This is a genomic window from Amycolatopsis plumensis (assembly GCF_042652605.1).
Taxonomy (GTDB): Bacteria; Actinomycetota; Actinomycetes; order Mycobacteriales; family Pseudonocardiaceae; genus Amycolatopsis; species Amycolatopsis plumensis.
In genome coordinates this window covers 8113090-8127810 of record NZ_JBHSJY010000001.1, presented here as the reverse complement: position 1 = coordinate 8127810, position 14721 = coordinate 8113090, and the positions used below count along the sequence as shown (strand labels likewise).

The following is a 14721-nucleotide window of genomic DNA, read 5'->3' as shown; positions in this document are numbered from 1 at the left end:
CAACATCTCCGCTGGCGGACACGGCGCGCTCCGAGGGGGAGGAGAGCACGCCATGCCCGTACTTCGAACGGTACGCCCCGCACCGGCCGGCGGCGGGGGAACCACTCCGACGCCGGAGCAGCGCGGCGGCCTGCGGTTTTTGTCGGTGGGCGCCGATACGCTGGAGCCGGGGGGGGTGTCCCTATGGGGCTGTCAAGCCGCAGCAGGGGCTGGAGCTGATTCGGGATGGCGGTAGTGGGTGCCGTTGCGGAGCATGGCGTAGAGGACGTCGCAGCGGCGGCGGGCCAGGCAGATCAGCGCAGCGTTGTGCTTCTTGCCCTCGGCTCGGTTGGGTCGGCCCGAGGCGCGGTGCCGGTCTTTCGACTGGTCCGTTTCCTCGGGCCGCCCGCCGAACCCGGCGTGCCCATTGCTGAGCACCGGGCTCTCCACAAGTCCCGGCCGGGTAGCCGGTGGTCCTCAGCTCGTGGCGGTCCACGGTGTCGGGATCTTCGTGCCCCGGTAGCGGTAGCGGATGATCCGCATCCGGCCGGGGTCGAAGAGGTAGGACTGACCGTCGGTGGGCCACCATTCGCCGCCGCAGAAGCGGCGTCGAAGTTCCTTCCAGGTGATCTTGCGGTGTTTGCGCCTGATCCATCCCATTACCCGTTCCCAGGCGTACTTGGACAGGTACTGAAATGTCGAGGCGGACACCCCGGCCCGGAAGTAAGTGGCCCAGCCCCGCAGCACCGGGTTGAGCCGGCGCAGCAGGGCCGCCAAGGGCTCGTTGTTGTTCTGCCGGCAGATCATCTTGACCTTGGCCATGACGGCCTTGAGGGCTTTCTTGGCCGGATAGGTGTAGATGTACTGCCTGTCAGTGCCTCGCTTGCGGTGGCGCTGGATGCGCCAGCCGAGGAAGTCGAGGCCCTCGTCGATGTGGGTGATCATCGTCTTGGCTTCCGACAGACGCAGGCCCATCGGCGCCAGGACCGCCGCCACCACGTCACGCGCTTGTTCGGCGTGCTCGCGGTCGCCGGACACCATGACCAGGAAGTCATCCGCATACCGGATCAGCCGGTAGTTGGCCTGGCCCCGCCGCCGTCGTTTCTGGCGTTCCCACTCGCGGGTGGCCGGGCCGCCCTCGACCTGGGCGAAGTACTCGTCCAGGACCGACAGGGCGATGTTGGCCAGCAGCGGCGAGAGGATGCCTCCCTGCGGAGTGCCGGTCTCGGTGTTCCTGAACTGCCGGTCTTGATTGAAGATGCCAGCCTTCAGGAACGCCTTCACCAGGCCCAGCACGCGTTTGTCTCCGACACGACGGCGCACCCGGTCCATCAGGGCCGTGTGGTCGATCATGTCGAAGCATGCCTCGATATCGCCCTCGACCACCCACTCGTAGGAGTGTTTGGCCAGGAACCATGTCTCGGCGATCGCGTCCTGCGCCCCTCGTCCGGGGCGGAACCCGTAGGAACACGGGTGGAAATCCGCCTCGAAAATCGGTTCCAACACCAGCTTCAGGGCCGCTTGGACCACCCTGTCGGCCGTGGTCGGGATGCCCAGGCGGCGCATCTTGCCGTTCGCCTTCGGGATCATCCGTTCCCGGACCGGAACCGGGCGGAAGCTGCGCTGCTTGAGCTGGCAGCGAAGCTGGTCGAGGAACTCCTCGACCCCAGTAGCGGCTTCGATGTAGTGGACGGTCTTGCCGTCCACTCCGGCCGTGCGCGACCCCTTGTTGCTCCGCACTCGATCCCATGCCACCAAAAGGAAAGCAGGGTCGGTGACGAGGTTGAACAGATCGTCGAACCGACGCTGAGGATCGTCGGTCGCCCATCGGTGCAGTTTGGTCTGGATCTCCAGTACCCGGCGCTCAGCCCAATACAGGACCGATTCCGGATCGCGGGTGTTCACCCGTGGCCTCCCGGCATTCCAGCATCCTCCTTGCTGACTTGCTGGTCTCCTTCCCCATGTGCCGGGCTTTCCCCGGCTCGGAGTACTACGAGACCTCCGTCCCGCCCCACGCCCATCGGTCGGCAACGGACCTGCCCGCCGCCGGGCTGGCTGCCCAGCGGGGAGGGCGAGCGAGGGCGGTTCCCACGTTCACTCGGTGTTCGATCGGCCAGGCAGGCACCCAGCTCTACCCCGGCAGCATCGCCACGCCTACGCCGCAGACTGTCAGCGTGGCCTCCTCGCCACTTGGGAAACATGGCTTCGGAGTCGATTCCCTCGCAAAACAGGAACCGCGCACTGCATCCCGGCCCGCATCCGCCAGGTTGGAGCCGGTACGACGCTTACGGGGCGTCAACCACTGGTTTGCTTGCGCTGTACCCTCTGGCCTCGCTAGCCGGACCCGCACCATCTGGCAGTGCTGGCGCGTCCCGACGTTGTCGGAGCTGCTTCCCACCCTCCCCGGCGTTCCCCGGATCGGGCTGCTCCCAGCTTCAACCCGGCCGCTGCGACGGCCGGGCGGCGAAGGTCTCTCACCTCCACTCGAACATCAAGCGCCTCGTGGCGCACTTTGCGGTCGTAGTAGGCCCGGCTGACCGGGTCGGACAGCGCCGCGAACGCGGCCAGGAAGAACGCGCGTTTGAGCTGGCGGTTGCCGGTCCGAGCGGGATGCTCGCCCTTGATCGACGTGCCGGAGCTGTGGGTGACCGGGGCAATGCCGGCGTAGGCCGCGAGATGTCCGGAGCTGGCGAAGTTGGAGGCGTCGCCGACTTCGAGCAGGATGCGGGCTGCGGTCCTGACGCCGATGCCGGGCATCGAGGTCAGGACCCCGGCAAGAGGGTGGGCATCAAGTATCCCCTCGACCTGCTCAGCCACCTGTTTCCGCTGCTGCAGCACGGTTTTCAAGCTGTCCGCGAGCCGCGGGAGGACGGTGTCCGCGGCGGCGGTTCCCGGGACGGTGACGGTCTGCTCGCCGAGGGCGGTCATGATCGCCTCGACCAGCTTGTCGCTGATGCGCGGCGCGTGAGCCTTGGCGATCGCGGTGAGTTTGCGGCGGCCGGCCTTGGCGATGCCGGCCGGGCCTCCGCAGCGGGAGAGGATTTCCAGCACCGCCGGGTGGTTGATCCGTGGTCCGATGGCGTGTTCGAGGGCTGGGTGGATGCCGGTGAGCAGGCCGCGGATGCGGTTGCTGGTGCGGGTGGCTTCGCCGGCCAGGTCGTCGTCGAACCCGACCAGCACCTCCAGTTCGGCCAGCGCCTCGTCGCCGACATCCACGGGGCGCAGGGTGTGGGGCAGGGAGCGGGCGGCGTCGGCGATGACGAACGCGTCCCGGGCATCGGTTTTGGCGCGGCCGGGGTAGAGGTCGGCGATGCGGCGCATCGCCAGGCCGGGCAGGTAGGCGACCTGGTGCCCGGCGGCGCGGGCGACCGCGACCGGCAACGCGCCGATCGTGGCCGGTTGGTCCACCACGACCAGCAGTGGTCCGTGCGCGGCGAGCTTGTCGAGCAGGGCTCGCAGTTTGGGTTCGGTGTTGGGCAGCGGGGCGTCGTGCAGCCGGTTGCCGTCGGGGTCCAGGCCGACGGCGTGGTGGTTGTCTTTGCCGACGTCCAGGCCGAGAAACACGCTGAAAGTGCTGCTCATCCACCTTGCCGTTCGTTCGCCGCGACGTGGTCACCGGTTGGGCATCGAGTGCCGGCACCCACGTTACGACGAGACCTACCTGGCGGTGGCCGTGTCCCTATTCAGCGGTCCCTCGATGCCACCAGGCCCGGTGACACCACCCCCCGGATCATGGGTTCGACTGGGGGCGCTAGTCATGCCGGACCTGGTGACCACAACTCCCTGGTCGGGAGCCAGGAAAAAGGTAACGGGGGGGGCGGGCCCGAGCGGATTCGACGAGCCGCGGGGAAGGCTGCTTTCGTTGCGGGAGAACGGTTCCAGCAGAGAAGAATCGGCCGCCTGGTCGCCAGCAGGGGATGAGCCGCGCTCGGAACAGACTCGGCCGGGCGAATCAGCCTGTCAGGTGCGAAGGCGACCTCTCGTGCGGCCGAAGCAGTGCCGCTCGGCCGAAACCGCCCCGCTGTCCGGTTGCTCTGCGCAAACCGCCGCTGGGCGAATTGCCCGGTACCTATCTTTTGTCCCGTCCGACGAAAGTCGCTACCGCCCCACCCGGGCCCGGGCCCACCCTCGACCGACCGGATCACCGGTGCCGGCACGGCCACCCCTCGCGCCGGCTTCGCCCGCGACCGCGAAAGTGAGTTACCGGCATGCGCAGAACGTCCCCGGGACACCACCTCCTCGCCCGCTCCGCCACCACCGTCGTGGCCGCTGCCGCGGCCATCGGGTTCTTCAGCCCGGTCTCCGCGACCGCCGCCACCATCGACGGCTACTCCGCCACCGTGCAGCAGGAAGCCGTCGCTTCCCTCCGAGCCGAAGCCGGGATCAGCGAATCCGCCGCCGTCGCCCTGCTGCGGACCCAGGCGGCCAGCGTCGACACCCTGCAGCGCGTCACCGCGTCCCTCGGGGCCCGCGCCGCCGACGGCTACCTCGACGCCGCCGCGAAACCCGTCGTCAACGTCCTGGACCAGGCCGCCGCCGACCAGGTCGAGCGGGCCGGCGCGCAGGCGCGGCTGGTCAAGCACTCCAGCGCCGCGCTGGCGAGCGCGCAGGACGCCCTGCAGGCGCTGCCCGCGGTGGCGCACACCTCGATCGGGCTCGACCCGCAGGCCAACCAGGTCGTGCTGACCGTGGCCGACGCGGCCAAGGGGACCGAAGCCCTGCTGAAGGCGGCCGGGGCGCTCGGCGACCGGGTCCGCGTGGAACGGGTTGCGGGCGAGATGCACACCGCGATCTACAACGGCGAAGCCATCACCGGCGGCGGTACCCGCTGCTCGGCGGGCTTCAACACCAACCGCGGCGGCCAGAACTACCTCATCGACGCCGGCCACTGCACCCGCGCGGTGTCGCAGTGGAACGTCGGCCCGTCGCAGGGTTCGAGCTTCCCGGGCAACGACTACGGGCTCATCCTCAACACCACCGGCAGCGCGCCCGGCGCCGTCACCCTGTGGAACGGCTCCACCCAGCGGATCAGCTCGGCCGGCACCGCGACCGTCGGGCAGCGGATCAGCAAGAGCGGCAGCACCACCCACCTCACCTCGGGGTCGGTGCAGCGCACGAACGTGACCGTGAACTACGCCGAAGGCTCGGTGTCCCAGCTGATCCAGACCAGCGCGCTGGTCAACCCCGGCGACTCCGGCGGCTGCCTGTTCGCCGGCAGCGTCGGCCTGGGCATCACCTCCGGCAAGGGCAGCAGCAGCTCGTACTTCCAGCCGGTCGGCGAGGCGCTGAGCGCGTACGGAGTCAGCCTGAACTGAACCTGGTCCGGCCGGGGCACCGCCCCGGCCGGACGGTCAGTCGCGGCGGTGGAAGATCAGCCGGTAGCCGGCCAGGATGATCAGCGCGCCCAGGATGGCCAGGCCCCAGGTCCGCAGGTCGAAGAACGTGCCGAGCTGGGTGTGGAACAGCGTCTTGCCCACCCAGCCGCCAACGAACGCGCCCGCGATGCCCAGCAGGATCGTGATGATGCAGCCGCCCGGGTCCTTGCCCGGCATGAGGGCTTTCGCGATCAACCCGGCGATGAGACCCAGCACGATCCAGGCGATGATGCCCACGGGGTTGTCCTCTCGTCCGCTACCTCTTGACGGCACAGGATGGCAGGCACCGGCCCCGGGAGCGCGCCGAGCCACGCCGACGTGATCCGGATCTCATCCGGTCGGCGAACGAGTCCGGCACAAGGCCCGCCCGGAGTGTCCCGGACGGGCCTTTCGCGATCGGGCCGGCTCAGCCGCCGCCGTAGGTGGCCTGGGTGACCGCGAAGACGTTGCGGTTGCCCGCGCCTTCCTGCAGCGACCACAGCAGGTCGGCGGCGGTGTCGTCCTCCCAGTAGGAAATGCTTTCGCCGCTGCTCACCCAGGAGAAGGTCTGCGAGGCGGCCGAGGGCTTCCAGTAGTAGAGCTGCTTCGAACCCGACGACTGGAACCACCAGCGGCCGTTGTGCGAGGCCACACCGTTGAGCTTGTACCAGGGAAGCTGCAGCGCCTGGCTCGCCGTCGTCGTCGCGGCGAAGGTGCCGGTCGAGGCGAACGGGTAGCGGATCGCCCGCGGCGCGCGGTTCGGGTAGTCGGTGCAGCCGGAGGAGCAGGTGTACTCGGTCATCACGATCGACTTGCTGACGCGGTCGAGCGAGATCGACGACCACGCGAGGTTGGTTCCCGACGTCGTCTTCGAGGCGATCGTGCCGACCTGCGGCAGGACGTAGGCGTAGTTGTGGGCGTAGTACGTGCTGCCGCTCTGGTGGCCGACCTGGTCGGCGGTCCCGCCGGTGTTCGTCTTGAGGATCTTGCGCATGTCGAACACGCGCATGCCCTTGCCGGTGTCGGCGACGTAGAGGTAGTCGCCGTACCAGGACATGCCGCCGGCGTGGATCGGGATGTCCTTGAAGTCCGGCGCCGCCGCGGTCCCGGTCGGCTCGACCAGGAGGATCTTGCGGTAGGCGTTCGGGTAGTCGGCGTCCCAGTCGACCAGGGTGATCCGGCTGCGGGACTGGTCGCCGTCGCAGCCGTCCTTGGTGTACCAGCTGACCGCGACGACCTGGTGCCCGTCGTAGTTGCCGCCGTTCGCCGTCCCGACGGCGTCGCGGCTGGTGGTGATGCCCTGCGGGTAGCTGGCGCAGTCGGAGTTGTCGCCGCTGTCGAACCGGAACCCGGTCGAGAGCCCGGCGACGGAGAACGACGACGGCAGCGCGGTGCGGTCGTGGTTGGCGTTCTCCATCACGGTGTGGACGGCCGCGGTGCCCAGCGTCGAGACCAGGGCGCTGTTCACCGCGTCGAACTGGTTGTAGTTGGCGGTCAGGGTGTATTGGTCGGCGGGCAGGGTCGACGGCGCGGCCGCGGCGGCGGCCGCCGGGGCGGCGGCCAGGCCCGCGAGCACGCCGGCGGCCAGCGCGGCCTGGGCGAGACGGTGCAGTGACATGGGAGCCATGGTGGGCCGCGCTCGTACAAGAGCCGTACAACCGGTCCACATCGGACAGCTCAGCCCGTCCGCCGGTCGAGCACCTTCAGCGACTGCTCGCACCACCGCAGGTTCTCCCGCTCGAACGACAGGCCCCGCATCAGCGTCAGGTACGGGCCGATCCGCTCGGCTTCGGCGAGGTAGTCGTCTTCGAAGCGGCCGTCCAGGAGCCGCGCGCGGAGCCGTTCGTAGCCGGCGATCTTGGCTTCCGCGCGGGCCAGCCGCTCCACCAGCGCGCGCCGGACCGCCGCTGCGTCGCCGACGTCCACGGCCTGCACCTGCACCAACAGCTCGTCGCGGATCACGCCCGGCCGGGGCGGGCGCGCGGTGAACTCGTGCAGCGTCCGGCGCCCGGCTTCGGTCAGCGAGAACAGCCGCTTGTCCGGGCGGCGCTCCTGGTGGACCACCCGGGCCCGCACCAGGCCGTCGGCCGCCATGCGGTCGAGTTCCCGGTAGAGCTGCTGTGGGGTGGCCGCCCAGAAGTTCGCCACCGAGGCGTCGAAACCCTTCGCCAGGTCGTAGCCCGACGCCTCGCCTTCGAGCAGCGCCGCCATCAGCGCGTTGCGCAGCGCCTTGCTCAACTAGTTGACTGCCTCACGCTGGATCCGGTCGAACTGCGCCGCCATCGCCTCCGCGAGGGCCTGCGCCGCCGACAGCGGCCGGACCATCACCGTGAACTCGTCGATCAGGCCGGCCTCGTCGAGGTGCAGGAAGTCGCAGCCCTCGACCCGCACGTTGCCGATCCGCGCTTCGAAGACGAGCGCGTGGTCCCGGCCTTCGCCGCCGGTCAGCTCGCGCACGTACCGGAAGTCCTCGAACACGCGCAGCACGCCACGCAGGATCGCGGCGGTGATGGCCTTGCCGGGGTACGGCTTGAACGCGACCGGGCTGCGGAACACGACGTTCTCCGCCAGCGTCGCGGCCATGGCGTCGGGATCGCGTGCCTCGACGGCCTTGCGAAAGCTGGTCATGGCCACCTCACCTACTCAATTTGTTGACTACTCAGTCGAGCATACCCGCTTGCCTTCGGTGACCGATCGGCGACGCACAGCTTCAGCACAGGCCTGCCACAGCCGCGCTCGCCACGCTGGCCCAAGGCCGGGTCAGGCGGAAGTCAACCGGCCATTACCCACCACGAAGGGACAGGCATGGGAAACGATCACGAGGGACAGCGCGTCAGCCGGCGCCGGCTGCTGGCCGGCGTGAGCTCGGTCGGGCTGGGTGCGCTCGTCACGGCGTGCGCGGGCAAGAGCGCCGTCACGACGTCGACCGGGGAGACGGTCGCCCTGCAGGCGGTCACCGACGCGGACCTCACCGCCCTGTTCACCGGCGCGCGGACGTGCACCCTTACCGCGTCCACCACGCAGGGGCCCTACTACTTCGACGCCGATAAGATCCGCAGTGACATCCGCGAGGACAAGCAGGGCGTGCAGCTGCGGCTCGCCCTGCAGGTGCAGGACAGCGAGACGTGCCGGCCGATCCCGCACGCGGTGGTCGAGATCTGGCACTGCGACGCGGGCGGCCTGTACTCCGGCGCGGAGGCGGCCTCCGGCGGTGGCGGCGGAACCCCGCCGACCGGCCCGCCGCCCACCGGGACCCCGCCCACCGGCTCGCCGCCGCCCGGCGGCGGTGGGGACGCCGACCTCGTCCCCACCGACGACAAGCGGTACCTGCGCGGCGCCCAGGTCACCAACCAGCGCGGGGTCGTCGAGTTCACCACGATCTGGCCCGGCTGGTACCGCGGCCGGACCGTCCACGTCCACGTGATGGTGCACGTCGGCAACGAGAAGACGCTCACCACGCAGCTGATGTTCGACGAAACGCTGAACGCGCAGGTGCTGGCCACCCAGCCGTACGCCCAGCGCACCGGCCGGGACACCTTCAACGACGACGACTCGATCTACCAGCCGAGCATGCTGCTGAAGGTGACCCGGGCCCGCGACGGCTACGTGGGCTGCATCGTGCTCAACGCCGACCCGGACCACGACGGCGCGTAACCCCTCACGCCCGGGCGAGCCACTCGGCGAGCGTGGTCTCCGCGAGCCGCGCGCCCGGTCCCGGCAGCAGGTCTTCCGGCCCCGGCACCGCACCGAAGTACGGCGCCCGCGGGTCGGTGACCACCTGCCGCGGATCGGAGCGCGCGGTCAGCACGGTCCGCACCCACTCGTCCAGTCCGAAGACCTCCGGCCCGGCGATCTCGCTGACACCGCCGCTGGGCGCCCCGGCGGCGGCCCGGCCCACCGCGGCGGACACTTCCGCGGCCGCCATCGGCTGCACGCCGGCACCGGGCAGCCGCACGACGCCGTCGGTGGTCGAGCCGTCCGCGATCCCGGCGGCGAACTCGAAGAACTGGGTGGCGCGCACGATCGAAAACGGCAGCCCCGACCCGGCGATCAGCTCCTCCTGGGCGACCTTGGCCCGGAAGTACCCGACGTCCGGCTGCCGGTCCGTGCCCACCACCGACAGGGCGACGTAGTGGCCGGCACCCGCCTCCTTCGCCGCGTCGACCAGGTTGCCGGTCGAGGTGCGGAAGAAGGCCATCACGTCGTCGTCGGCGAACGACGGCGAGTTCGACACGTCCACCACGACCTCGGCCCCCTGCAGCACCTCCTTCAGCCCTTCGCCGGTGATCGTGTCCACGCCGGTGCTCGGCGCCGCGGGCACCGCCTCGTGGCCGTGCCCGGCCAGCCAGGTCACCAGGTTCCTGCCGATCAAGCCGGTCCCGCCGATCACGACGACCTTCATGGGTCCGTTCCCTCCGTCCGGCGCCGCCCGGTGGCGGCGCACATCCCGGGGACGAGACTGCTCGCCGGTTCGTGACGACGCAGGGGGCGTCGCTCGAACGGAGGACCGGTGCGGATCAAATGACCTATACGGCCGCTCGCCGTGGCTCGTACTGGGCGCGCAACGCCTTCTTGTCCGGCTTGCCCAGCCCCGTCATCGGCAGGGACTCGGCGACGATCACCTGCTTGGGCACGTGCACCGGGCCCTTGCGCTCCCGCACCGCCGCCTGGATCTCGGCCGTGAGGCGCTCGAGGTCGTGGTCGGCGTCCCGGCGCAGGACCACGACCGCCGTCACCGCCTCGCCCCACTTCTCGTCGGGGGTGCCGATCACGCCGACCTGGGCGACGGCCGGGTGCTCGGCGACGACGTCCTCGACCTCGCGGGGGAACACGTTGAACCCGCCCGTGACGATCATGTCCTTGACCCGGTCGACGATGAACCAGAAGCCGTCCTCGTCCTCGCGGGCGACGTCGCCGGTGTGCAGCCAGCCGTCGCGGAAGGTCTCGGCGGTGATCTCCGGCAGGTTCCAGTACCCGCCGGCGAGCAGCGGGCCGGCCACGCAGATCTCGCCCGGCTCGCCCGGGGCCACCGGTTCGCCGTCCGGGCCGAGCAGCGCCGTGCGCAGGAAGGCCGACGGACGCCCGCAGGAGGCCAGCCGCGCGTCGTCGTGGTCACCCTTGGCGAGGTAGCTGATCGCCATCGGGGCCTCGGACTGGCCGTAGTACTGCGCGAAGATCGGGCCGAACCGGTCGATAGCCTCGCGCAGCCGCACCGGGTTGATCGACGCGGCCCCGTAGTACACCGTCTGCAGCGAAGACAGGTCGCGCGTGCGCGAGTCGGGGTGGTCCATCAGCGCGTAGAGCATCGTGGGCACGAGCATGGTCGCGGTGATCCGCTGCTCTTCGATGATCCGCAGGGTTTCGGCGGGGTCGAACTTCGGCACCACGATCAGGGAGCCGCCCTTGAGCAGCGTCGGGGCGAAGAACGCCGCGCCGGCGTGCGAAAGCGGGGTGCAGATCAGGAACTTCGGCGCCTCGGGCCACTCCCACTCGGCCAGCTGGATCTGCGTCATCGTGGTCATCGCCTGCGCGGTGCCCATGACGCCCTTGGGCTTGCCGGTGGTCCCGCCGGTGTAGGTGATCGAGACGACCTGGTCGGGCGGGAGCACGGCGGGCACGAGCGGCTGCGGTTCGAAGGTCGCGGCGGCCGCGGTCAGGTCCTTGCCGACGTGGGCCAGCGGTTCCGGCACCGGCCCGATGGTGAGCACCTGGGTCAGGCCGGGGACCTTCTCGAGCAGGCCGAGCGCGCGGTCGACGAAGGCGGGCACCGGGTCGATGATCAGCGTGGTGATGCCGGCGTCGGCGAGGATGTAGGCGTGGTCGTCGAGCGACCCGAGCGGGTGCAGTGCCGTGCGCCGCGAGCCCTGCAGCTGGCCGGCGGCGATGATGAGCAGGACTTCCGGCCGGTTCAGCGACAGCAGCGCGACCGGTGCGCCCGTGCCGGCCCCGAGCGCCTCGAAGGCCTGGGCGTACTGGCTGACCTGCTCGGCGGTCCGGCCCCCGGTCATCGTGGTCTCGCCCAGCACCATGACCGGCTTGTCCCGGTGGCGTTTCAGGGCGGAGACGACCAGGTGGCCCAGGTGGTTCGGATACCGCATCGCCTGTTCGTCCATCCCGGCCCCTTCGCGCAGTCAACTCGGCACAGCCAAACTAGAACATGTTACTGTTTTCGACACCATACGCGGATGGCCGCCGGTTTGTCAGCTGCGGAGACGGGTGGAACGGGTTCCAGCGGGCCCGGCCGCCTGGCCGGACCCGCCGGAATCCTTTGTGGACGGTTACGGCACCGGCACCGGCGCCGCCTCCGCCCTGGCCACGGCTTCGTCGCGGTCGGGCTGCAGCAGGTAGCCCGACCGTAGGGCCCGGTCCGCCGCCGCGGTGAACTTCGCGACGTACGTGGCGTGGTCCGGGTACAGCTGCCGGATCCGGTCGGGCGTCAGCGGCGTGGTCGTGCCCAGCAGCAGGCACGCGCCCGGCACGTTGCCGCCGCTGTTGTTCGGCGAGTAGGACGCCACCGGGACGTCGAGATCGGGCAGCCGGACGCCGCCGAGGGCGTTCTGGTCGCCGTCGCGCAGGATGATGAGGTTGAGCAGCATCGAAATCGGCGCCGCCGTGGGCGGGGCCGCGCCGCCGCGCGCCCAGCGGTCGAGGTAGCGGAACGCCGCGTTTTCCGCATACCGGAACGTCATGCTGTTGACCGGCTTGTCGCAGGTCGTCGGGGCGCCGTCGTTGATCGACTTGTCCCGCGCGTTGGCCGCGTTGTACAGGTTCAGGCCGTACTGGTCGGCGTGCGCGGTGCCGGCGACCTCCCAGGTCCGCACCTGCGCGGTGTTCTGGCGGACCGAGGCGGAGGCGATGACGTCGGTCTCCGACTGCAGCACGAACACCGGGACGCCGAGGTCGGTGCGGATCTTCGCCGACAGCGGCCCGTCGCCGATCGGCGCCGCGAGCGCCGCCCGGCCGTGGATCATGAAGCCGTCGTAGCTGCGCCGCACCGGCTGGATCGCGTTCGCGTAGGTGGTCAGCCGCAGTGCCGACTGCGAGTGCCCGGTGCCCAGCACCACGGTCGGCGTCCGGCCGCCCAGGAGCTGCGGGTTCGCCCGGACCGCCTGCGCGGCCTGCGAAAAGACGTCGTAGGAGAGGGCGTCACCGCTGAGGTTCACCGCGGCGTATCGGGCGGGGTCGAGGCTCTTGAGCTTGTCGGCACCGGCTTTCTGGGTCGTCACGCCGACGTAGGCGTAGCCCTCGCGTATGAAGTGCTCGTAGGACTGCGAGAAGTCCACGGGGATGTCGACGCCGAAACTGACGTTGAGCCATTCGACCACGACCGTGCCGTTGAACCGGGCGGCGTCGCGCGGTCGCACCACGACCATCCGGGTGGTGTACGGGTTGCCGGTGGTGGCCACGCGGGTGGCCCACCGGCCGTCTTCGGTCCACAGCCCGACCTGGTCGAACGTGTCGGCCTGGCCGGACAGCAGGTATTCCTCCTCGACGTACCCGCGGGCGGCGAGGTCCAGGACGCCTTGGGCGCCGCTGACCGGCCAGCCCCGCCCGGCGTCCGCGGGCACCGCCGCGACGGTGGGGGCGGCGGCGGACGGCGCGGCCTGGGCGGTCCCGGTCGTCAGGATAAGGGGCAGGAGCACGGTCAGCAGCACGAGCAGGGCTCTGCGCATGGATAAACCCTTCTGGCGGTCGACGGCCCGCGAAGCGGCTCCAGGCTCCCCGTACCGTCCACATCGGACACTGAGGTGGTGACCGGCCCGGTCACCGTCGTTGTCTTTACCCGCCGGTAATGGCCGGGGGCAACGCCCGGTCCGCGAACCGGGGGGATCCCACCCGGGATCGCTCAGGGATGTGACAAGTCCACGGCCCCGCCACTCGCCGGAAAGCGAATTCACAGAAAGTGTTTTCGGCGCCGCAACCTTGCGCAGGAGTCACTCGTTGCGCGACTATCTCGGGACGTTCTGCACGTGCATCCGCACGGCGAGGGGGAGTGGTGACCGAAGTGGCGCCGGCGGTGGCCGGGACGACGGAAGTCCCGAGCGACGCGGCCTTGATCGCGGCAGTCCGCGGTGGCGACATCGCGGCGTACGGCGAGCTCTACGACCGGCACCTCCCCGCCGCCCGCCGGGTGGCGGCCGCGATCGCGGCCGACGGGGCGGAACGGGACGACCTGATCGCCGAGGGCTTCACCCGCGTACTGCGGATTCTGCGCAACGGCGAGGGCCCGGACGAGGATTTCCGGCCGTACCTGCTGACGACCATCCGGAACACGATGATCAGCTGGCGCCGGCGTGACTCGGCCGTGTCACTGGTGGCGGACGTGCCGGACGTCCTGCCGGGTGCGGGGAGTGACGAGCCGGTCGGCGCCCGGTTGCACGCCACGGTCGCCGCGGACGCGTTCGCGAGCCTCCCCGAGCGGTGGCGCACGGTGCTGTGGCGGACCGAGATCGACGGCGAGTCGCCCGCGAAGATCGCCGAGGACCTCGGGATGACCCCGAACGGAGTAGCCGCGCTGGCCTACCGGGCCCGGGAGGGGCTGCGCCAGGCTTACCTGGACCAGCACGTGCCCGAAGCGCGGCGGCGCACCTGCAAGACCATCTCCGGCCAGCTGGCCAAGTTCGTGCGCGACGGCATCTCCGACCACAAGGCCCACCGGGTCGCCGCCCACCTCGAACGCTGCCCGGACTGCCGGGAACTGGCCGACGGGCTCCGGCAGCTCAACCAGGAACTGCCCGCCACGGTGGCCCCGCTCATCCTGGGCATCCCGATCGTCTCGCAGTGGCTGTCCGGCACCGGCTCGCTCGCCACCTCCGGAGCCGCCGCGGGGGCCACCGGCACCGGCGCGTCCGCCTTGTCGTGGGCCACCGCGGCGAAGGTGGCTGCCGCGGGCGCGGCGCTGGTCACGACGGTGACGATCGGCGCGAGCACGGCCGGTGACGCCCCGCCGCCCCTGTCCGGCGGCGACGGCACGACGACCCAGCCCGTGGGCACCGGCCCGCAGGCCGGCTCCCGCGCCGGGATCCCGCCGGGCGGTGTCGTGCCGTCCTCGGACGCGGCGGGGACGTCCTCGCCCGGTGCCGCGGGTGTGGAACCGACGGGTGTGCAGCCCGCGGGCGAGTCGCCGGGGGCCGCCGCCTCCGGCCGTCCGTCCGTCACGGGTGCCGGAAACGGGAACGGCAACAACGGCATCGGGACCAGCGGGAACAACGGCAACGGCAACGGCAACAACGGGAACGGCAACAACGGCAACGGCCTCGGGAACGACCCCGCCGCGAAGTCGTCCAAGCAGGCGGCCAAGGAGTCGTCCAAGGCGGCGAAGGAATCCGCGAAGGAGTCGAAGAAGGCCGAGAAGACGGCGAACCCGGGAGAGTGACCCGGCGCCGCG

Annotated in this window: 11 protein-coding genes and 2 pseudogenes; 3 read left to right on the top strand and 10 right to left on the bottom strand. The window is 70.6% G+C overall.

The window, feature by feature from the left end; genetic code table 11:
- Nucleotides 1-192 precede the first annotated feature (192 nt).
- The 3 genes and pseudogenes from ACFPLC_RS39280 to ACFPLC_RS39270 form a co-directional block, all read right to left on the bottom strand.
- A pseudogene (locus ACFPLC_RS39280) lies at nucleotides 193-327 on the bottom strand (IS110 family transposase); the annotation flags it as partial.
- A gap of 129 nt (nucleotides 328-456) precedes the next feature.
- Complete coding sequence (ltrA, locus tag ACFPLC_RS39275) at nucleotides 457-1719, bottom strand: group II intron reverse transcriptase/maturase (protein ID WP_378236086.1); 1263 nt, start codon at nucleotides 1717-1719, stop codon at nucleotides 457-459.
- A gap of 771 nt (nucleotides 1720-2490) precedes the next feature.
- Nucleotides 2491-3561: pseudogene (locus tag ACFPLC_RS39270) on the bottom strand (IS110 family RNA-guided transposase); the annotation flags it as partial.
- Nucleotides 3562-4187: 626 nt separating this feature from the next.
- Here ACFPLC_RS39270 and ACFPLC_RS39265 point away from each other — a divergent pair.
- Nucleotides 4188-5294, top strand: coding sequence for a S1 family peptidase (locus tag ACFPLC_RS39265; protein ID WP_378202533.1), 1107 nt, complete (start codon nucleotides 4188-4190; stop codon nucleotides 5292-5294).
- 36 nt (nucleotides 5295-5330) lie between these two features.
- Here the strand turns inward: ACFPLC_RS39265 and ACFPLC_RS39260 are convergent, their stop codons facing one another.
- From ACFPLC_RS39260 to ACFPLC_RS39245, 4 genes are all read right to left on the bottom strand, one after another.
- Nucleotides 5331-5591, bottom strand: coding sequence for a GlsB/YeaQ/YmgE family stress response membrane protein (locus ACFPLC_RS39260; RefSeq protein ID WP_364268218.1), 261 nt, complete (start codon nucleotides 5589-5591; stop codon nucleotides 5331-5333).
- A gap of 169 nt (nucleotides 5592-5760) precedes the next feature.
- Nucleotides 5761-6951: a hypothetical protein gene (locus tag ACFPLC_RS39255; RefSeq protein ID WP_378236085.1), complete on the bottom strand. Its 1191-nt coding sequence runs from the start codon at nucleotides 6949-6951 to the stop codon at nucleotides 5761-5763.
- Between the two features lie 59 nt (nucleotides 6952-7010).
- Nucleotides 7011-7544, bottom strand: a complete 534-nt coding sequence (locus ACFPLC_RS39250; RefSeq protein ID WP_378202754.1) for a PadR family transcriptional regulator — start codon at nucleotides 7542-7544, stop codon at nucleotides 7011-7013.
- 27 nt (nucleotides 7545-7571) lie between these two features.
- Nucleotides 7572-7961 carry a nuclear transport factor 2 family protein gene (locus ACFPLC_RS39245; protein ID WP_378202540.1) on the bottom strand — a complete coding sequence of 130 codons (390 nt, stop codon included), beginning with the start codon at nucleotides 7959-7961 and terminating at the stop codon, nucleotides 7572-7574.
- A gap of 177 nt (nucleotides 7962-8138) precedes the next feature.
- On the opposite strand from ACFPLC_RS39245, the gene ACFPLC_RS39240 reads away from it, so the two are divergent.
- Nucleotides 8139-8987 carry a peptidase associated/transthyretin-like domain-containing protein gene (locus ACFPLC_RS39240; RefSeq protein WP_378202543.1) on the top strand — a complete coding sequence of 283 codons (849 nt, stop codon included), beginning with the start codon at nucleotides 8139-8141 and terminating at the stop codon, nucleotides 8985-8987.
- A gap of 4 nt (nucleotides 8988-8991) precedes the next feature.
- On the opposite strand, the gene ACFPLC_RS39235 is transcribed toward ACFPLC_RS39240, so the two are convergent.
- From ACFPLC_RS39235 to ACFPLC_RS39225, 3 genes are all read right to left on the bottom strand, one after another.
- A complete protein-coding gene (locus ACFPLC_RS39235) occupies nucleotides 8992-9735 on the bottom strand; it encodes an SDR family oxidoreductase (protein ID WP_378202546.1) in 744 nt (247 codons plus the stop codon).
- Nucleotides 9736-9859: 124 nt separating this feature from the next.
- Nucleotides 9860-11446 (bottom strand): fatty-acid--CoA ligase FadD8, encoded by a 1587-nt coding sequence (gene fadD8, locus ACFPLC_RS39230; RefSeq protein ID WP_378202548.1) that lies wholly within the window; start codon nucleotides 11444-11446, stop codon nucleotides 9860-9862.
- Between the two features lie 165 nt (nucleotides 11447-11611).
- A complete protein-coding gene (locus ACFPLC_RS39225) occupies nucleotides 11612-13006 on the bottom strand; it encodes an alpha/beta hydrolase domain-containing protein (protein WP_378202551.1) in 1395 nt (464 codons plus the stop codon).
- Nucleotides 13007-13329: 323 nt separating this feature from the next.
- Here ACFPLC_RS39225 and ACFPLC_RS39220 point away from each other — a divergent pair, with 323 nt between their 5' ends.
- Entirely contained in the window at nucleotides 13330-14709 is a 1380-nt protein-coding gene (locus tag ACFPLC_RS39220; RefSeq protein WP_378236084.1) for a sigma-70 family RNA polymerase sigma factor, read from the top strand.
- Nucleotides 14710-14721: the final 12 nt, after the last annotated feature.